The organism is Cellulosimicrobium sp. EB106-03-01-XG111, assembly GCF_058792115.1.
In genome coordinates this window covers 54,866-71,997 of sequence record NZ_JBYTEQ010000021.1, presented here as the reverse complement: position 1 = coordinate 71,997, position 17,132 = coordinate 54,866, and the positions used below count along the sequence as shown (strand labels likewise).

The 17,132-nt window shown below is 75.3% G+C and carries 17 protein-coding genes and 1 riboswitch; of the genes, 7 read left to right on the top strand and 10 right to left on the bottom strand.

Features of this window, described 5'->3' with window-relative positions; all coding sequences use genetic code 11:
* The first annotated feature begins 26 nt into the window (after positions 1 to 26).
* Positions 27 to 635, top strand: coding sequence for a GNAT family N-acetyltransferase (locus tag AC3WT4_RS16160; protein WP_074803144.1), 609 nt, complete (start codon positions 27 to 29; stop codon positions 633 to 635).
* A 78-nt stretch (positions 636 to 713) separates the two neighbouring features.
* Here AC3WT4_RS16160 and AC3WT4_RS16155 read toward each other — a convergent pair whose 3' ends face one another.
* The 3 genes from AC3WT4_RS16155 to AC3WT4_RS16145 form a co-directional block, all read right to left on the bottom strand.
* Complete coding sequence (locus AC3WT4_RS16155; RefSeq protein WP_074803147.1) at positions 714 to 2,048, bottom strand: uracil-xanthine permease family protein; 1,335 nt, start codon at positions 2,046 to 2,048, stop codon at positions 714 to 716.
* Between the two features lie 97 nt (positions 2,049 to 2,145).
* Positions 2,146 to 3,069 (bottom strand): LLM class F420-dependent oxidoreductase, encoded by a 924-nt coding sequence (locus AC3WT4_RS16150; RefSeq protein WP_074804194.1) that lies wholly within the window; start codon positions 3,067 to 3,069, stop codon positions 2,146 to 2,148.
* Between the two features lie 148 nt (positions 3,070 to 3,217).
* The gene (locus tag AC3WT4_RS16145; protein WP_108049720.1) at positions 3,218 to 3,517 is read right to left on the bottom strand and encodes a Dabb family protein; all 300 of its coding nucleotides are present in this window, start codon (positions 3,515 to 3,517) and stop codon (positions 3,218 to 3,220) included.
* Positions 3,518 to 3,540: 23 nt separating this feature from the next.
* Here AC3WT4_RS16145 and AC3WT4_RS16140 point away from each other — a divergent pair, with 23 nt between their 5' ends.
* Positions 3,541 to 4,434: an LLM class flavin-dependent oxidoreductase gene (locus AC3WT4_RS16140; RefSeq protein ID WP_108049718.1), complete on the top strand. Its 894-nt coding sequence runs from the start codon at positions 3,541 to 3,543 to the stop codon at positions 4,432 to 4,434.
* A 34-nt stretch (positions 4,435 to 4,468) separates the two neighbouring features.
* Here AC3WT4_RS16140 and AC3WT4_RS16135 read toward each other — a convergent pair whose 3' ends face one another.
* Positions 4,469 to 4,762, bottom strand: a complete 294-nt coding sequence (locus AC3WT4_RS16135) for a hypothetical protein (protein ID WP_146177717.1) — start codon at positions 4,760 to 4,762, stop codon at positions 4,469 to 4,471.
* A gap of 136 nt (positions 4,763 to 4,898) precedes the next feature.
* On the opposite strand from AC3WT4_RS16135, the gene AC3WT4_RS16130 reads away from it, so the two are divergent.
* Positions 4,899 to 5,099, top strand: coding sequence for a DUF2510 domain-containing protein (locus AC3WT4_RS16130; protein WP_074803159.1), 201 nt, complete (start codon positions 4,899 to 4,901; stop codon positions 5,097 to 5,099).
* 36 nt (positions 5,100 to 5,135) lie between these two features.
* Here AC3WT4_RS16130 and AC3WT4_RS16125 read toward each other — a convergent pair whose 3' ends face one another.
* Together AC3WT4_RS16125 and AC3WT4_RS16120 are read right to left on the bottom strand one after the other, a co-directional pair.
* A complete protein-coding gene (locus AC3WT4_RS16125) occupies positions 5,136 to 5,735 on the bottom strand; it encodes a dihydrofolate reductase family protein (RefSeq protein WP_492315922.1) in 600 nt (199 codons plus the stop codon).
* Between the two features lie 113 nt (positions 5,736 to 5,848).
* The gene (locus tag AC3WT4_RS16120) at positions 5,849 to 7,699 is read right to left on the bottom strand and encodes an ABC transporter ATP-binding protein (protein ID WP_492315921.1); all 1,851 of its coding nucleotides are present in this window, start codon (positions 7,697 to 7,699) and stop codon (positions 5,849 to 5,851) included.
* A 142-nt stretch (positions 7,700 to 7,841) separates the two neighbouring features.
* Here AC3WT4_RS16120 and AC3WT4_RS16115 point away from each other — a divergent pair, with 142 nt between their 5' ends.
* From AC3WT4_RS16115 to AC3WT4_RS16105, 3 genes are all read left to right on the top strand, one after another.
* Positions 7,842 to 8,477, top strand: a complete 636-nt coding sequence (locus AC3WT4_RS16115) for a TetR/AcrR family transcriptional regulator (RefSeq protein WP_108049773.1) — start codon at positions 7,842 to 7,844, stop codon at positions 8,475 to 8,477.
* Entirely contained in the window at positions 8,474 to 8,761 is a 288-nt protein-coding gene (locus AC3WT4_RS16110; RefSeq protein WP_286186060.1) for a hypothetical protein, read from the top strand. The genes AC3WT4_RS16115 and AC3WT4_RS16110 overlap by 4 nt, the downstream gene beginning before the upstream one ends.
* A 177-nt stretch (positions 8,762 to 8,938) precedes the next feature.
* On the top strand, positions 8,939 to 9,199 hold the full coding sequence (locus tag AC3WT4_RS16105) for a hypothetical protein (protein ID WP_108049711.1): 261 nt from the start codon (positions 8,939 to 8,941) through the stop codon (positions 9,197 to 9,199).
* Positions 9,200 to 9,241: 42 nt separating this feature from the next.
* Here AC3WT4_RS16105 and AC3WT4_RS16100 read toward each other — a convergent pair whose 3' ends face one another.
* From AC3WT4_RS16100 to AC3WT4_RS16090, 3 genes are all read right to left on the bottom strand, one after another.
* Positions 9,242 to 11,986, bottom strand: a complete 2,745-nt coding sequence (locus tag AC3WT4_RS16100) for a polynucleotide kinase-phosphatase (RefSeq protein WP_492315920.1) — start codon at positions 11,984 to 11,986, stop codon at positions 9,242 to 9,244.
* The gene (locus tag AC3WT4_RS16095; protein ID WP_492315919.1) at positions 11,983 to 13,503 is read right to left on the bottom strand and encodes a 3' terminal RNA ribose 2'-O-methyltransferase Hen1; all 1,521 of its coding nucleotides are present in this window, start codon (positions 13,501 to 13,503) and stop codon (positions 11,983 to 11,985) included. The genes AC3WT4_RS16100 and AC3WT4_RS16095 overlap by 4 nt, the downstream gene beginning before the upstream one ends.
* Positions 13,504 to 13,694: 191 nt before the next feature.
* Entirely contained in the window at positions 13,695 to 14,156 is a 462-nt protein-coding gene (locus AC3WT4_RS16090) for an MOSC domain-containing protein (protein WP_257418944.1), read from the bottom strand.
* 84 nt (positions 14,157 to 14,240) lie between these two features.
* On the opposite strand from AC3WT4_RS16090, the gene AC3WT4_RS16085 reads away from it, so the two are divergent.
* Positions 14,241 to 15,008 (top strand): TetR/AcrR family transcriptional regulator, encoded by a 768-nt coding sequence (locus AC3WT4_RS16085; protein ID WP_400110529.1) that lies wholly within the window; start codon positions 14,241 to 14,243, stop codon positions 15,006 to 15,008.
* Between the two features lie 13 nt (positions 15,009 to 15,021).
* Here AC3WT4_RS16085 and AC3WT4_RS16080 read toward each other — a convergent pair whose 3' ends face one another.
* Positions 15,022 to 16,650 carry an RNA polymerase sigma factor gene (locus AC3WT4_RS16080; protein WP_492315918.1) on the bottom strand — a complete coding sequence of 543 codons (1,629 nt, stop codon included), beginning with the start codon at positions 16,648 to 16,650 and terminating at the stop codon, positions 15,022 to 15,024.
* A gap of 266 nt (positions 16,651 to 16,916) precedes the next feature.
* Positions 16,917 to 17,040, top strand: a riboswitch (FMN riboswitch).
* The last annotated feature ends 92 nt before the right edge of the window (positions 17,041 to 17,132 follow it).

The window sequence follows — 17,132 nt, the reverse complement described above, 5'->3', positions numbered from 1 at the left end:
GACCTCCTGACCGCCGAACGGTACCCATGAGCACCCTGCCCCTCCGGCCCGCCCGGACCACCGACCCCGCCGAGGTCGACCGCCTGTACGAGATCTGCCTGCGGACCGGTGCGTCCGGCGCCGACGCGAGCGGGCTCTACACCGACCCGCGCCTGCTCGGCGAGGTCTACCTCGGCGCGTACCTCGCGCTCGAGCCGCAGCTGGCGTCCGTCGTCGAGGCCGACGGCGTCGTGGCCGGCTACGTGCTCGGCGCCCGCGACACCGCCGCGTTCGAGGACCGGTGCGAGCGGGAGTGGTGGCCGCCGCTGCGGGCGCGCTACCCGCTCGGGAGCTTCCCCGCGGGGTCGCGCGACGAGGCGCTCGTCGAGCAGATCCACCGCCCGCACCGCACCGACCCGTCCGTGCTCGGCGACTACCCGTCGCACCTGCACGTCGACCTGCTGCCGTCGGCCCAGGGCGGCGGGAACGGTCGCCGCCTCATGGAGGTGCTCTTCGACGCCCTGCGCGCCGCCGGGTCGCCCGGGGTGCACCTCGGCGTGGCGGAGGACAACGCGTCCGCGATCGGCTTCTACGAGCACCTCGGTTTCACCCGGCTCGACGTCGCCGAGGGCCTCGTCCTCGGCCTGCGCCTCTAGCTGACGGCCCGGCGGGCTGGTGCCCGCCGGGCCGTCGTCTCCGTGGAGCCTCCGCGGAGGCCGCGCACGCGCGTCGCGTCAGCGGGCGTCCTCGACCGCCTCGTGGACGGCGGGCTCGTCGCCTCCGGGGGCCGACGCCGGGCTGGCAGGCTCCTGGGTCGTGCCGCGCCACCGCGAGAGGTTCCGCATCACGTGGTAGATCACGAGCGCCGCAGCCGTGCCGAGCGCAATCCCCTCGAAGGTCAGGTCGCCCACGGCCCACGTGAAGTTGGCGATGCCGACGACGAGCGGCACGGCCGCGGTCGTGAGGTTGACCGGGTCGGAGAAGTCGACCTTGTTCTGCACCCAGATGCGTGCGCCCAGGATGCCGATCATGCCGTAGAGCATCGTCGCCGCACCGCCCAGGACGCCGACCGGGATCGTCGCGATGAGCGCACCGAACTTCGGCGACAGGGAGAGCACCAGCGCGGTCGCCGCCGCGACCCAGTACGCCGCGGTCGAGTAGACGCGCGTCGCGGCCATGACGCCGATGTTCTCGGCGTAGGTCGTCGTGCCCGACCCGCCGCCGATGCCCGCGAACGTCGTCGCGAGGCCGTCCGCGAAGAGCGCGCGTCCGGTGAGGTCGTCGAGGTTCTTGCCCGTCATCGCGGCGACCGACTTCACGTGCCCGACGTTCTCCGCGATGAGCACCAGCACGACCGGGACGAACAGGCCGAGCACGGCGACGTCGAACGTCGGCGTGACGAACTCGGGGAGCCCGAGCCAGGCAGCCTTCCGCACCGCGTCGAACGACACCTCGCCCTGGACCACGGCCACGACGTAACCGACGACCACGCCGACGAGGATCGACAGCCGCCCGAGGATCCCCTTGAACAGGACGCTCACGAGGATGATCGCGGCGAGCGTGACGACGGCCGTGACCGGCGCCTGCTGGAAGTTGCCCCACGCGGCCGGGGCGAGGTTGAGCCCGATGAGCGCGACGATCGTGCCGGTGACGATCGGCGGCATGACGACGTCGATCCACCGCGCGCCCGCCACGTGGACCACGAGCCCGACGGCGGCGAGCACGAGGCCCGTGACGAGGATCCCGCCGACCGCGACCGACTGGCCCTGCGACGCCGTCGCGGCCCCGATCGGCGCGATGAACGCGAAGCTCGACCCGAGGTAGCTCGGGAGGCGGTTTCGCGTGATCAGCAGGAACCCGACCGTGCCGACCGCGGAGAAGAACAGCGTCGTCGCGGGCGAGAAGCCCGTGAGGAGCGGCACGAGGAACGTCGCGCCGAACATGGCGACGACGTGCTGCATCCCGATCCCGATGGTCCGCGGCCAGGTCAGACGCTCGTCCGGATCGACGACGTCCCCTGGTCGGACCGTCTTCCCGTTGCCGTGCAACCGCCACCCGATGGCGCTCATGTCTCTCCCGTCCGTGAAGCCCGTGTGAAAAAACCCCCGGTGCAGGGTAGTGGCCCGACGTCACGGCGGTGTTTCCCGGGCGCCCCGGACGCGGACGTCACGGCAGCTGGGGCACGACCTCGCTCGCGATGAGCTCCAGGTGGTCGAGATCGTGCAGGTCGAGCACCTGGAGGTAGAAGCGCGTCGCGCCCTGCTCCGCGGCGGCCGCGATCTTGTCCGCGACCTCGCCGACCGTGCCGGCCAGGCCGTTGCGGCGCACCTCGTCGGGCTCGCGCCCGATCGCGTCGGCCCGACGACGGAACTCCGCCTCGTCCTTGCCCACCGCGACGACGAACGCCGCCGAGTACACGAGCGAGTCGGGGTCGCGGTCGGCGTCGAGGCACGCGGCGCGCACGTTCTCGAACCGGTCGGGCAGGACCCCCGGGTCGGGGAACGCCGCGTTGAACTCGCTCGCGTACCGGGCCGCGAGCGCCGGGGTGCGCCGGGGCCCGTGGCCGCCGACGATCACCGGGACGCGCCCCTGTGCGGGCTTCGGCAGGGCCGGGGAGTCCGTGAGCGTGTAGTGCTCGCCGCTGAACGAGAACGTCTCGCCGACCGGCGTCTCCCACAGCCCGGTGATCACCGCGAGCTGCTCCTCGAGGATCCCGAACCGCTTCTCCGGGAACGGGATGCCGTACGCCTCGTGCTCGCGCGCGTACCAGCCCGCACCGAGGCCGAGCTCGACGCGGCCGCCCGACATCTGGTCGACCTGCGCGACCTGGATCGCCAGCACGCCGGGGTGGCGGAACGTCGCCGACGACACGAGCGTGCCGAGCCGGATGCGGCTCGTCTCGCGGGCGAGGCCGGCGAGCGTCGTCCAGGCGTCGGTCGGGCCGGGCAGCCCGTCGCCGTCGCCCATGACGAGATAGTGGTCGGAGCGGAAGAAGGCGTCGAAACCGAGGTCCTCGGTGGCCTTCGCGACAGCGAGGAGGTCGTCGTACGACGCGCCCTGCTGGGGCTCGGTGAAGATGCGCAGGTCGATCTGGGTCATGCCGTCACCCTGCCACACCGCGCCCCCGCCCCCGCCCACGCGCCGGCCCCCCGTGAGGTAGAAGGTCCGGCCGCGAGGTAGAGCTCCGCGCGTCCTACCTCGCGACCGCGCGTCCTACCTCGGCGGCCGGGCGGTGCGGTCAGTCCGCCAGAGGGACGAGGTCGAGCTCCTGGAACTCCGCGACCTCGGGGACCCACCGCTCGGCGACGAAGCGGCGGTGGTCGGGGTGGGCGTCGTACGCGGCGTACGCGGCGTCGTCGTCGAACACCATGGAGAACTGGAACGTCAGCGGGCTCTTCGGGCTCACCTGGCGCGAGACGGTGAAGTCCCGGACGCCCGGGACCCCGGTGAGCGTCGCGCGGGCGGTGCCGAGGAACTCGGACTCCTCCGCGCTGCCGACGGGGTGGACGAGGCGGAAGGCGACGGTGTGCTGGATCACTCCCCCACCCTAGGCTGGCGACCATGCGCGCGAGCACCGTGATCCTGCCGATCTACCCGTGGCGCGAGGGCCGGGACGTCTGGCGGTCCGCCGACGACCTCGGGTTCCACGCCGCCTACACGTACGACCACCTGTCGTGGCGGTCGTTCCGCGACGGCCCGTGGTTCGGGGCCGTCCCGACGCTCGCCGCCGCGGCGGGCGTCACGGAGCGGGTGCGGCTGGGCACGCTCGTGTCGTCGCCCAACTTCCGCGAGCCGGTGACGTTCGCGAAGGACGTCATGACGCTCGACGACCTGTCGGACGGGCGCATGACCGTCGGCCTCGGTGCGGGGACGACGGGCTTCGACGCGACGGTCCTCGGCGGCGAGCCGTGGTCGGCCCGGGAGCGCGCCGACCGGCTGCGCGACTTCACGATCCTGCTGGACCGCCTGCTCACCGAGCCCGCCGTCACGCACGAGGAGGGGCACTACCGGGCGCACGAGGCACGGACCATCCCGGGCCCCGTCCAGTCGCCGCGGGTGCCCTTCGCGATCGCCGCGACCGGCCCGCGCGGGCTGCGGCTGGCCGCGCGCTACGGCGAGGCGTGGGTGACGACGGGCGACGGCCGGCTCGGGGACGACGCGACCCCCGCGCAGTCGCGCGCCGCCGTCCGCGACCAGGTCGAGCGGCTCGACGCCGCGTGCCGTGACGCCGGGCGCGACCCGGCGTCGGTGGAGCGCATCCTGCTCACGGGGTTCACGCCCGACCCGGCGCTGGAGTCCGTCGACGCGTTCGTCGAGACCGCGCACGGCTACGCGGAGGTCGGCATCACGGAGATCGTCGTCCACCGGCCCATCCCGGGCACCCAGTTCGCGGCCGACGAGCGCGTGTTCGAGCAGATCGCGACGGACGGCGCCGCGCAGGTCGCCGGGCTCTAGGGCGCGGGGCCGTCGTGGCTCGGGGCCGAGGGACCTAGAACAGGACGTCGAGCACGAACCGGACGGGGGCGGTCACCGTCTCCCACAGGACACGCCCGGCCGACCTCTGCTCGAGGCGCGCCAGGCGTGCGGAGAAGACGGCGGCGGCGATCCCCCCGAGGGCCGCGGCGCCCAGGCAGACGCCCACGAGCCACGTCGGCAGGTCGACCAGGTAGGCGGCGAGCGAGAGCACGGCGGCGACCCCGCCCAGCACGAGGCTGACCGCGAGTCCCCAGGCCCCGACGGGGTCGAGCTCCGGGCCGTTCCGTGTCTCGGGGGTGTCCTCCACGCGCACAGTGTGCCGTACCTCCGCCACGTCCTCGCGGTCGGGTGGAACCTTCCGACGCGCTGCTGCGTGTCAGAGGTGGGAGCCCCGCGACACATGTCCTGCGAGGGCTCACCGACCCGGGACGCGAGGAGGCGACGTGCGCAAGGCATCGGCGGGGTGGTACGCGGACGCACCGGGCTCCGGGAGCGAGCGCTGGTACGACGGCGCGTCGTGGACCGACCGGACCCGTGACCGCCGGGCGCCGGACGACGTCGGCCCGTGGCGGCGGGTCCTCGTGCTGGGGTCGGTCGTCGTGCTCGTCGTCGCCGCGCCGCTCCTGCTCGCCGTGCTCGGCTGAGGCCCCGCGCGCCGGGAGAGCCGCTCGCCACGAGCGTCAGCCGAGCGGTCCCCGCACCCGGTAGGTCATGTGCGTGACCTGGGACGCCGCGCGGACGGCGAAGGTCTCCAGCGCGAGGGGCGGGACGCCGTCGAGCACGCGGTCGCCGTGGCCGAGGACCTGGGGCACGACGTGCAGCCGGAGCTCGTCGAGCAGCCCCGCCGTGATCACCTGGTTGATGGTCGCGGCGCCGCCTGCGATGGCGACGTCCCGGTCCCCCGCCGCCGCCCGCGCCTGCGCGACGGCGGACCCGATGCCGTCGGTGACGAAGAAGAACGTCGTCCCGCCCTCCATGACGAGCGGCTCGCGCGGGTGGTGCGTGAGCACGAACACCGGCGCGTGGTACGGCGGCTCCGGACCCCACCAGCCCCGCCAGTCCGGGTCCCACTCTCCTCGCCCGGGCGTGAACATGTTCCTGCCCATGACGAACGCCCCCGCGTCGACGATCGCGGCGATCTCGGCCGCGTTCTCGTCGGCCGTCTCGAACATCCACCGGTGCAGGTCCACGCCCGCGCCGAACGGGTGCTCCTGCGTCTGGTCGGGGCGCGAGGAGTACCCGTCCACCGACACCGCCACGTCGCACGTCACGTTCCCCATGCCACCCTCACCCTCCGCGGTGCGCGACCGCCGTCGTCCGTCCTGCCGACACGTCCGACCGTCCCGGGCCGCGGAACTCATCGCCCACGCCGAGCCCGCGGCGCGCGCCGGGGTCAGCGCGGCGCGGGCGATTCCTCGGTGGCGATGCGGAGGGCGGCGACGAGCTCCCGGTACAGCTCGTCGATCGCGAGGAGCTCGGGGTGCGTGCCCCGTGCCCGGACCCGCCCGTCCTCCATGACGAGGATGACGTCGGCGTCGATGACCGTGGACAGGCGGTGCGCGATGGTCACGACGGCGCGGTCGCGGGCCAGGTCCTCGATGACGGCGTGCACGGCGGCCTCGGTGAGCCCGTCGACCTGGGCGGTGGCCTCGTCGAGGAGCAGCACGTCGGGCGCGTGCAGGACGGCGCGCGCGAGGGCGACGCGTTGGCGCTCTCCGCCCGAGACGGTCGTCCCGACGAGCGACGTGTCGAGGCCGTCGGCGAGCGAGCGCACCTTGGCCTCGAGCCGGACCTGCGCGAGCGCGGCCCACATCGCCTCCTCGGTCGCGGCGGGGTCGGAGAGGCGCAGGTTCTCGCGGATCGTCCCCGGCACGACGGGGGTCTCCTGCTCGACGTACGCGAAGCGGCGCCGCACGTCGTCGAACGTCAGGTCGTCGTAGGGGACGCCGTCGAGCAGGATCTGCCCCGACTCGGGCTGGAGGAAGCGCAGCAGGAGCGAGAAGGTCGTGGTCTTGCCCGCCCCGGACGGGCCGACGATCGCGACCTGGCCGCGTGGCGGCACGTCGAGGTCGAGGTCGCGCACCACGGGCTCGCCGCCCGGGAGGTAGCGCGCGGTGACGCCGCGCAGCGACAACCGCGGCGCGTCGTGGGGAGCCACCGTGCCCGACGCCGGGCCCACCCCGGCGGGACGACGCGCGGCGGGGTCGTCGTCCTCCTCCGGCTCGATCGCCTGGACCTCGCGGATCCGGCCCGCGGCGGCGATCCCGGCCTGGAGCTGCGTGACGTTCATCGTCAGCCCCGTGACGGGCTCGACGATCTGGAACGCGTAGAGCAGGAACGCGACGAGGCTCGACACGGCCAGCAGACCCTGGTCCACGCGCCACGCGCCGAGCGCGAGGATGACGATGATCGCGAGCTGGATGCCGCCCCCGGCGATGCTCCAGGCGACCGCCTCGGTCCGCACGGCCCGCACGCTGTGGCGCGCGGAGTCCTGGGCGTCGTCGAGCACCCGGTCGATCTGGCGCCCCTCGGCGCGGCTGGCCTTGATGGTGCGGATCGCGCGCAGCCCGCCCTCGAGCGTGCCGCCGAGGCTGCCGAGCGACTCCTGCGCCTTCTCCTGCGCCTTGGCGATGCGGGGCATGAGGGCGCCGACGAGGACGCCGATGACGACGATCGCCCCGAGGGTCGTGCCGAGCAGGACGAGGTCGAGCACACCCATGAGCACGACCGTGCCGACGAGGGACACCGCCAGGTTCACGAGGTTCACGAGGCTCGACGACGCCGCCTCGCGCAGCAGCACCGTGTCGGAGGTGACGCGCGTGACGAGCTCGCCCGTCGGGCGGCCCGTGAGCGCGCCGATCCGCGCGCGGAAGAAGCGCCGCACCATGGACGACCGCGCGTCGAGCACGACGCGCTCGGCGAGCGTGCCGAGCAGGATCCACTGCCACAGCCCGAGCACGAGCCCGACGAGCAGCAGCCCGACGAGCGTGAGCACGGCCGGCGTCAGCGACGCCCCCGTGCCGAGCGTGTCGAGCACCCACTTGGTGACCATCGGCGTGGCGAGGGTCGCGGCCGTCGTGCCGAGACCGAGCACGAGGCCGAGCAGGAGGGTCCGGCGGTGCGGGCGGACGAACTGCCACAGCACGGCGAGGCGTGGGAGGAACGGGCCGCGGGGCGTGCCGTCGGGAGGGGTCGGCGGAGCCTCGGGGCCGCTGGGAGCGGTCGGGGACATGTCGTCAACCATGGTTGACATCATCTCTCGTGTCAACTGTCGTTGACGCGGTGCGGGCGGTCGCGCACCGGAGCGCTCGACGCCCCTAGTGGAACATGACTGTTCCACGAGTGACAAGCGGCGTTCCGTCACGACGAGGGCTATCGTGGGCCGCGTGACGGCACGAACGAGCGCGCGGGACACCCCTGCGGCCACGCCCTCCCGAGCGGCTCCCGACGCGCCGCCCCCGAGCGGCACCCGCACCCGCACCCGGCGCGCGATCCTCGACGCGGCGGTCTCCGTGCTCAGCACGGACAAGTCCGCGTCGCTCGCCGACGTCGCGCAGGCCGCCCAGGTGGGCCGCACGACGCTCCACCGCTACTTCCCCGAGCGCGCCGACCTCGTCGAGGCGATCGGCGCCGAGACCGTCGAGCGCACGCGCGCGGCGATCGCCGCCGCCCGGCTCGACGACGGGCCCCCGGCGTCCGCGCTGCGCCGCCTCGCCTTCGAGTACTTCGACCTCGGCCCCTGGTACATGGTGCTGTTCACCGAGCTCGCCGACGCCGAGTCCGCGTTCTGGGCCGAGGCCGAGCGGGCCGAGGAGCCGGTGCGCGAGCTGCTGCGCCGCGGGCAGGAGGCCGGTGTCGTCGACGACCAGCTCAGCGTGGCGTGGATCGTCCGCACGCTGTGGTGGATGCTGTTCAACGCGTGGTCCATGGCCGACGACGGCGAGATCTCGCGCGCCGACGCGCTCCGCATGGCCGTCCGCAGCATCGAGGGCGTCGCCCTCACGCGCGAGGCCCGCGCATGAGCGTCGGACCGGGGCCGGCACCTCGTCGCGGCCTCGGCGAGCGGCTGCGCCGCTGGTGGCAGCGCGCCGACGACGTCCGGACCGGCGTGCGCTGGGCGAGCGTCGCGACCGTGCTCGGCGGGATCGTCGTCGCGGTCGTGTGCCTCGTGCTCGTGCTGCGCGGCCGCGTCTGGGCGTGGGTCCCCCTGGTGGTCGCGGCCGCCGTCGCGCTGCGCGAGGTCCGCTACCTCCAGCGCGCCGCCCGGGGCGGCCGGCCCCGGTACCAGGAGAACGCGCCGCGCTGACCGTCGTGCGGCGGGGTGCACCCACCGGGCCACGAGGAGCACGCGCGCGTCATCCGGAGGTCGCACCCCGGTGGACCGCAGTATCCACCGGACGGGCGACGCGCCCGCGGTGCGCCGCGGGGAAGACTGGCCGCACGGCGCCGGTCAGCGGCGCCGGCCAACCTCCGGAGGCGCACCGTGACCCCCACCCCCGCCCGGGACACCGCGTTCCCCGCCCACGACGGCTCACCCGAGCAGCCGTCCACCCACGCGGCCGCGCGCGGCCTGCGCTTCACCGCGCGCCGCGCGTCCCGTGCCCGACGCCGGGGCGCCGCCCCCGCGCGTCGGCCCGCCGTCCCCCCGGTCGAGCGGGCGAACGGCTGGGTCGTCGCGCTGGCCGTGGCCGCGGGCGCCGTGCTCTTCGCGACCCTCGCGATGAAGGCGTTCCTCGGCGGCTGACCCACCCCGGCCCCCGCGGCGCCCGCCGCGGGGTGACCCGACTCAGAGCCGCGGGTCGACCGGCTCCGACTCCAGCGCCAGCACCGCGAACACCGGCTCGTGGACGCGCCAGGTCGGCTCGCCGCGCGCGACCCGGTCGAGCGCCTCCAGACCGAGCGCGTACTCGCGCAGCGCGAGCGAGCGCTTGCGTCCCAGCGACCGCTCGCGCAGGCGCTCGAGGTTGCGCTCCTCGGTGTACTCGGGGCCGTAGATGATGCGCAGGTACTCCCGACCGCGGACCTTGAGGCCCGGCTGGACGAGCCCGCCGCCCTTGCCCGGCGCCCCGCGTCGCCGCACGAGGTTGGCGAGCGGCTTGACGACCATCCCTTCTCCTCCGGCCGCCGTCAGCTCCTCCCACCACGTCGTGCCCTCGGCGCGCGACGCGTCGTCGGCGAGGTCGACGACCACGCGCCGCGTCGCCCGGAACAGCGCCGGGTCCGCCGCGACGAGCGCGTCCGCGACGCCGAGGTGCCACAGGTGGTCGCGGTCGGCGTACGTCGCCCCCGTGACCTCCGGCGAGCCCGGCCTCCCGGCCGTCCCGCTCGCGAGCACCTGGAACGGGGCGACCTGGACGCCTCGCAGCTGGTCGCCGCCCGCACCGTCACCGACCGGGCCCGTGCCCGCAGCACCGGCCGCGCCCGTGTCCCAGCGGTAGCGCCGGTACGCCTCGACGAAGAGCTCGGCGTCGGTCGCGCGCCGCGCCGTCCGACGACGGAGGTCGCCCACGTCGACGCCCCGCGCCTCGGCCGCGGCGAGGGCCGCGAGCGCCGCGGGCATGACGGCGCGCGCGGCCGCGCCGACGCTCGCGTACTGGTCGCGCAGGAGCTGGTCGGCCTTGAGCGACCACGGCAGCACCTCGGCGTCGAGCAGGACCCAGTCGGCACCGAGCGCGTCCCACGTCCCGGCCGCCTCCAGGGCCGCGGCGACCCGCGCGAGGAGGAGCTCCGTCGTCGGGCCGTCGAGGAACGACCGCCCGGTGCGGGTGTGGACGACGCCCGGCGCCTCGATCCCGAACCGCTCGGCGACGACGCGGGAGCCGCCCGGCCCCGAGTCGCGCGCGACGAGCAGGACGGCGCGCGACCCCATGTGCTTCTCCTCGCACACCACGCGGTCGACGCCGTCGCGCGCGTACGCGGCGAACGCGCCGTCCGGGTGCTCGAGCAGGCCGGGCAGCGTCGAGGTCGCGACCGGGCTCATCGTCGGCGGCAGGTGGAGCAGCAGGCGCGGGTCGACGGCGAACCGGCTCATCACCTCGAGCGCCCCCGCCGCCTGCTCCTCGCTCACGGTCACGCGCCCGTGCGTCGCCGTCTCGACGCCGCGGCGGCCGAGCACGTCCGTGACGCTCAGCAGGTCGTCCGCGCGCGCGGGCGCTCCGGGACCGGCCGCGCCGTCGGGCAGGAACGGGCGCGCCGGCGCGTAGTACTCGCGCGCGGCCGGCACCTGCACGACCTTCTTCTCCGGGTAGCGCAGCGCGGACAGCTTCCCGCCGAAGACGCACCCGGTGTCGAGGCAGATCGTGTTGTTGACCCACTCGGCCTCGGGAGTGGGCGTGTGCCCGTAGAGGACCGTGGCGCGGCCGCGGTAGTCGTCGGCCCACGGGTAGCGCACGGGCAGGCCGAACTCGTCGGTCTCGCCGGTCGTGTCGCCGTACAGCGCGAAGCTGCGCACGCGGCCCGACGCGCGGCCCTGGTAGGCCTCCTTGAGCCCGGCGTGCGCGACCACGAGGCGGCCGTCGTCCAGCACGAGGTGGGACACGAGGTCGCGGCAGAACGCCTCGACCTCGCGCCGGAACTCCTCCGGCTCCTCGGCGAGCTGGACGAGCGTCGTCTCGAGGCCGTGGGAGACCTTCACGTCGCGCCCGCCGAGCGCCCGCACGAGCTTGTGCTCGTGGTTGCCCGGCACCGCGAGCGCGTGCCCCGCACGGACCATGCCCATCGCGAGCCGCAGCACGCCCGGGGAGTCGGGCCCGCGGTCGACGAGGTCGCCGAGGAAGATCGCCCGCCGGCCCTCCGGGTGCGCGGCGTCGACGGGCCGGCCGGCGTCGTCGCGCACGACGGCGTAGCCGAGCGCCCCGAGCAGCGTCACCAGCTCGTCGAGGCAGCCGTGCACGTCGCCGATCGCGTCGAACGGACCGTGCTCGTCGCGACGGTCGGTGAGCAGGGGCGTGCGCACGATGCGCGCCGCCGCCACCTCGCCCTCTCCGCGCAGCACGTGCACGGTGCGGAAGCCTTCGCGCTGGAGGCTCTTCAGCGACGACCGCAGCGCCGCGCGCTGGCGCTTCACGACGTGCGCGCCGAACCCGCGGTCCGCCCGCGCCGCGTTCCGCTCCACGGCCACCTTCTCCGGCACGTCGAGGACGATCGCGACGGGCAGGACGTCGTGCGCGCGGGCGAGCGCGACGAGCGACCCGCGGGCCTCGCGCTGCACGTTCGTCGCGTCGACGACCGTGAGCAGGTTCGCCTCCAGCCGCTGGGACACGATGGTCTCCAGGACCTCGAACGCCGCCCGCGTGGCCCCCTGGTCGTTCTCGTCGTTCGACACGAGCCCGCGGCACACGTCCGACGACACCGTCTCGTACGGCCCGAAGTGCTCGCGCGCGAAGGTCGACTTCCCCGAGCCGGACACGCCGACGAGCACCACGAGGCTCGACGCGGGCACCCGCAGCTCGCGCGTCGTGGTCGTGGTCGTGGTCGAGGTCGGCGTCGCGCCCGTGGTCGGGCTCGCGCTCTCGGTCGCCTGCCCGGTCATCGGGTCTCCTCCGTGGTGCGTGCCGCGGCCGGGGCCGGCGCGGCGTCGAGCGACGCCGCGTCCCCGACGAGGGTCAGCACCGCCATCTGGGTGGGCGCCCCGACGTCGGGGGCGAGGGGGCCGACGTCGCGCAGCTCGACCGCGTACCCGTAGCGCTCCGCCGCGGTGGCCGCCCACGCGCGCAGCTCCGCGCGCGTCCACTCGAACCGGTGGTCGGGGTGGCGCACGCGCCCGCCCCCGGGCCCGTCCAGCAGGTTCGGGTAGTGGACGTTGTACTCGGCGTTCGGCGTCGTCACGACGACGGTCCGCGGCCGGGCATGGCCCAGCACCGCGGCCGTGAGCGCGTCGAGGCGCGACGGGTCGACGTGCTCCACGACCTCCATGAGCACCGCGGCGTCGAACCCCGCCACGCGGTCGTCGACGTACGTGAGCGACGACTGCACGAGCCGCACCCGCTCGCGCTCCGCGTCGCTCGCCTCGTGCAGGCGCAGGCGCGCCGCCGCCCGCTCGAGCTCGCGCGCCGACACGTCCGTACCGAGCACGCGCGTGAAGGTCCGGTCCGCGGCGAGGCGACGCAGGAGCGCGCCCTCGCCGCACCCGAGGTCGACGACGGTCCGCGCGCCGGCGTCGTGCAGGGCGGCGAGCACCGCGTCGGCCCGTTGCCGCGCGAGCGGCGGCTCCGGCGTGCCCTCGGCGTCACCCGCCGTGACGGCGCCGGCCGGCGTTCCGGCGGCGGCTGCGGCGTCCTCCTCGGGGACGTCCCCGTCGAGCGCGGCGAGACGCGCGGTGGCGTCCTCGACGTAGCGGCGCTGGTGCGCGAGGTAGCGGCGCAGGATCTGCGCACGCTCCGGGTGGTCCGCGAGCCAGCCGCCGCCCGCGCGCACGAGCTTGTCCACCTCGTCGGTCGAGACCCAGTAGTGCTTCGCGTCGTCGAGCACGGGCAGCAGCACGTAGAGCTGCGCGAGCGCGTCCGCGAGCCGACGGGTGCCGCGCAGGCGCAGGTCGACGTAGCGCGACGCGCCCCACGCCGGCACGGTCGGGTCGAGCGGCTCCGCCGTCGCCGTGACGCTCCAGCCCAGCGGCTCGAACAGCCGGCGTGCGAGGTCCGCACCGCCGCGGCACGGGAGGGACGGCACGTGCACGTCGAGCGGGATCGGGGCGTCCGCGAGCGCCGGTCGTGCGTCGCACCGGCCGCTCATCGCCGTCGCGAACACCTTGCCGAGCGCGACCGCGACCATCGACGACGCGGCGTACGGGCGGTCGTTCACGTACTGCGCGAGCGCGAACGCGTCGCCGCCGCCGAACCGCTTGTTCCGCACGATCCCCACCGGGTCGACCTCGAGCAGGAGCGCGGCCTCGCACCGCTCCGCCGTCGCCTCGGGGTAGAAGACGTGCGCGCGGCCGACGGGCAGGTCGAACACCTGCGCCCGGTCCGGGTGCTTGTGCAGCAGGAAGCCGAGGTCGGTGGCGTCGTCGAGCGTCCCGGGGGACGCCGTCGCGGCGAGGGTCACGAGCATGGCCGCCATGGTGCCACCCGGCGGGGGCCACGGCACCGGGTTTGTGGACGACCTCCGGGCCTGTGGACGGCCGTCGTCTCACCCGCCCCGGCCGTCGACGCGGGGGCCGTCCCGGGTCTACCGTCGAAGCACGGGCGCCGCTGCCGACGGCACGCGCCCGGCCACCGTCGGACCGGAGGCCGCCCCGGGGCTCACGCCCCGTCGGCGGCCGCCTCGTCCCACACCACGACGTCGCCCGCCCGGACCGTGCCGGACGACAGCAGACGGCACACGACGCCGCCCCGCGCGTGCATCGCGCGCATCGCCCCGGGCGCGATCCAGTCGTCGAGCAGCCGGCACGGCGCGGCGATCCGCAGCACCTGGAGCTCGACGTCCCCGATCCGCAGGAACGAGCCGGGCTTCGTGGGCAGGTCGCCGTGGGTGAGCGTGACGTTGCGCCGCGTGAGACCGGGGTCGATCTCGTGCCCGAGGGCCGCGGAGGCGGCCGCGAGGTCGGTGAGCGTCTGGATCGTCACGTGCCGGTGCTTCGACCCGTGGTACCGGTCGCCGACGAGGCCCCTGCCCTCCTCGGCCTCGACCGACGCGACGACCCGCGTCGGCAGCCGACGGGCCTTCGCGACGTGGATCGCGTGCACGCGAGGCTGGTCCGGCATGGCCCCAGCCTCGCACCCGGCGGCGCCCCCGGGCCACCGCCCCCGGGCCGGGCGAGCGCCGGGTACCGGTGTACCGTCCGGTGCATGACCGACGTCCGCAGCCGCACCCATGCCCAGGCCGTCGACGCAGCGATCGAGCTCTTCACCCGCAAGGGGTACGAGCAGACGACCGTCGAGGAGATCGCCGACGCCGCCCAGGTCAGCCGCGCCACCTTCTTCCGCCGCTACGGGTCCAAGGAGGACGTGGTCTTCGCGGACCACGAGCTCCTGCTCGACGAGGTCGTCGTCATGCTCGCCGCGACGCGGCCCGTGCCCGACGCCGAGGGTCATCTCACGCCCGACCCGACGGTCGACCCGTACCTCGAGGTGTGCCGTGCGGCGCGGCTGGTGTTCGACCACCACGTCGGGCAGCGCGAGACGTCCCTGGCCCGCTGGCAGCTCCTCCAGCAGGTGCCGGCGCTGCGCGACCGCGAGCTCGTCACGACCCACCGCTACGAGCGCGCGTTCACCGCGTACCTGCGCGACGCGCTCCCGCCGGACGAGCGTCGCTCGACGGCGTCCATCGCGTTCGCGGCGTCCGTCGTCGCGGTGCACAACGCGCTCCTGCGCCGGTGGCTGCGCTCCCCCGAGCAGGACCTGCGCCCCCAGCTCGAGGAGGCGTTCGCGGACCTGCGCCGCGCCGCCGTCGGCCGGTACGCCGCGCCGGACGGCGCCGCACCGGCCGAGCGCCGCGGCACGGGAGACGCCGCGCCCGCGGCACGCCGCGTCGTCGTGACCGTGGTGGACGCGGGCGCGGACGCGCAGGGCGTCGCGGACGACGTCGCGCGCGCCGTCCGCGACGCCCTGTCCTGAGGACCGCTCCCCGCTACCCGTCCGACCCGTCCTGGGACTCCGGCACGCCCTGCGGATCGAGCGTCCCCGCCGATCCGGGCGTGCTCGAGGGTGCGGGCGTGGGCGTGCCACCCGCGGTCGCGCCGTCCGTCGGGCTGCCCGACCGCTCCAAGATCGTCGGGACGCCCGCCAGCTCCGGGGCCGCGAGGTCGACGTGGCGGACGGTTCTCGCGAGCGCGACGAGCTGGTCGACGTCGGCCGGACCGTGCACCCGGTAGGTCAGGCCTCCGGACCGCCACTGCAGGACCCCGGCCACCTCCTCCCCGCGTGGGCCGAACGCGTGGTACACGGCGCGGGCGTCGCCGACGCGGGCGAGCACGACCGCGTCCGCGGCCCGCGAGGCCACGGCCTCGGCCGGCTCGACCGGGGCTGCCGTGGCGGTGAGCGCCACGCCCCCCTCCTCGACATCCCCGTAGAAGGTCGTCCACTCGATCACCGAGACGTCGTCCGTGCGCGGCGGGAGGTCGACCGACGCGAGCCCGACGGGCACGGACGCGGGGTCGACGTCGCCGTCGGCACCGAACGTCAACCGGTCCAGCACCTCGACGAGCTCGTGGCTCGTGAGTCCGCTGCCCTCCGCGAGCCAGCGGGTGCCGCCCACCTCCCAGGTGAGGACCGCTCCCCCGGCCTGTTCGAGCAGCGCGCCGTCGGCGCCCCGCACCGCGACCGTCACCAGCTCCTCCCCGGAGTACGGGTCCGCGACGTCGGACCAGACGGTGACACCCGCCTGCGGGTCGTCGTCGAGGAGGACCGCCACGGGGCGCACCGGCGGGCACTCTCCCCGGAACTCGTAGGCACCCGCAGCGACCACCGGCTCGCTCGCCCCGTCGAGGACCGCCACGGCGCGGGTGACCGCCGAGTCGCCCGCCCAGCTCGTCCGGTCCGGGTAGAGCCCTTCCCCGGCGCGGCAGTCCCGAGCGTCCGCGCCCTGGGCCGCCGCCGCGACGCCGAGGAACACGGCAGGTCGACCACCCGTCGCGTCGGGGCCGACGGCGGGAAGGAGCACGAGCGCCATCGTCATCGCCCCCGCGAGCCCTCCCGCGGCGACGCCGCGCCGGGCGACGCGAGCGCGGCGGATCTGGCGCGCGCGGTCCTCGATCCGCGCGAGGGAGGGGGCGGGTGCGGCGCCGTCGAGGTGGGCGAGGTGGTCGAGCAGGTCGGAGTTCATCGGACGGTCCTCTCGGCAGGGGGTGAGCTGGAGCGCGAGCTGCTTGCGCGCGCTCGACAGGGTCGCGGCGACGGTGCCGCGCGAGACGCCCATGAGGTCGGCGATCTCCGCCTCGGGCAGGTCGGCGACGTAGCGCAGCGCGACGGCGGTCCGCGCACGCAGTGCGAGCCGCGCGACGGCGCGCCACAGCGCGTCGTCGGGGTCGGGCGGTGGTCCGGTGCTCTCAGCGCGGTGCCGCGCGAGGTAGCGCCTCTCGTGCACGAGCCGACGACGCGTGTGCCGCAGCTCGTTGAGCCCGACGCCGTAGACCCAGCCCGCCGGGGACTCCATGCGCGAGACCTTGCGCCAGTCCGCGAGGGCCCGGGCGAACGCCTCCGCCGCGACCTCCTCGCCGAGCGCGACGTTCCCGGCGGCCAGCCGCAGCGCGCGGCACACCGTCGGGAAGGCACCTCGGTACCAGTCGGCGAAGTCGAGCGCCTCGCCCCGTTCTGCTCTCGTACCCCTCTATGCCCTGGGACCGCCGATGTGTTGAGGCGACTTCGCCCACCGCCCACGACGCTTCGGCACCGAAGTGCGCAGGTCGGCAGCCCAGTGTGCCGAATGCCGTTCCGGGTGCCGAACCGCGTCGGCGCTGCCGAACGGTCCGCGCCGAGCGGGGAATGCGCGAGTAGCATCGGCGGTTGCAGAACGCAGTACGCACGAACGTGCTCCGGGGTCGGTGCAATTCCGAGCCGGCGGTGACAGTCCGCGACCCGCGCCCACGCGCGGTTGACCTGGTGGAACTCCAGGACCGACGGTGACAGTCCGGATGGGAGGAAGCACGTGCGGCGCGGCCGTCCTCGGCCGGGCTCTCGCGAGCCCGCGCGACGGGGCCCGGCCTCGCCGTGGTGAGCGACGCCGTCGGGCCCCCGTGGCCC

What these genes read in the sequence shown, in the direction of transcription:
- AC3WT4_RS16160 (WP_074803144.1), top strand. Translation starts at nt 27, where the DNA reads ATGAGCACCCTGCCCCTCCGGCCCGCCCGGACCACCGACCCCGCCGAG.
- AC3WT4_RS16155 (WP_074803147.1), bottom strand. Translation starts at nt 2,048, where the DNA reads ATGAGCGCCATCGGGTGGCGGTTGCACGGCAACGGGAAGACGGTCCGA.
- AC3WT4_RS16140 (WP_108049718.1), top strand. Translation starts at nt 3,541, where the DNA reads ATGCGCGCGAGCACCGTGATCCTGCCGATCTACCCGTGGCGCGAGGGC.
- AC3WT4_RS16125 (WP_492315922.1), bottom strand. Translation starts at nt 5,735, where the DNA reads ATGGGGAACGTGACGTGCGACGTGGCGGTGTCGGTGGACGGGTACTCC.
- AC3WT4_RS16120 (WP_492315921.1), bottom strand. Translation starts at nt 7,699, where the DNA reads ATGGTTGACGACATGTCCCCGACCGCTCCCAGCGGCCCCGAGGCTCCG.
- AC3WT4_RS16110 (WP_286186060.1), top strand. Translation starts at nt 8,474, where the DNA reads ATGAGCGTCGGACCGGGGCCGGCACCTCGTCGCGGCCTCGGCGAGCGG.
- AC3WT4_RS16100 (WP_492315920.1), bottom strand. Translation starts at nt 11,986, where the DNA reads ATGACCGGGCAGGCGACCGAGAGCGCGAGCCCGACCACGGGCGCGACG.
- AC3WT4_RS16095 (WP_492315919.1), bottom strand. Translation starts at nt 13,503, where the DNA reads ATGCTCGTGACCCTCGCCGCGACGGCGTCCCCCGGGACGCTCGACGAC.
- AC3WT4_RS16090 (WP_257418944.1), bottom strand. Translation starts at nt 14,156, where the DNA reads ATGCCGGACCAGCCTCGCGTGCACGCGATCCACGTCGCGAAGGCCCGT.
- AC3WT4_RS16085 (WP_400110529.1), top strand. Translation starts at nt 14,241, where the DNA reads ATGACCGACGTCCGCAGCCGCACCCATGCCCAGGCCGTCGACGCAGCG.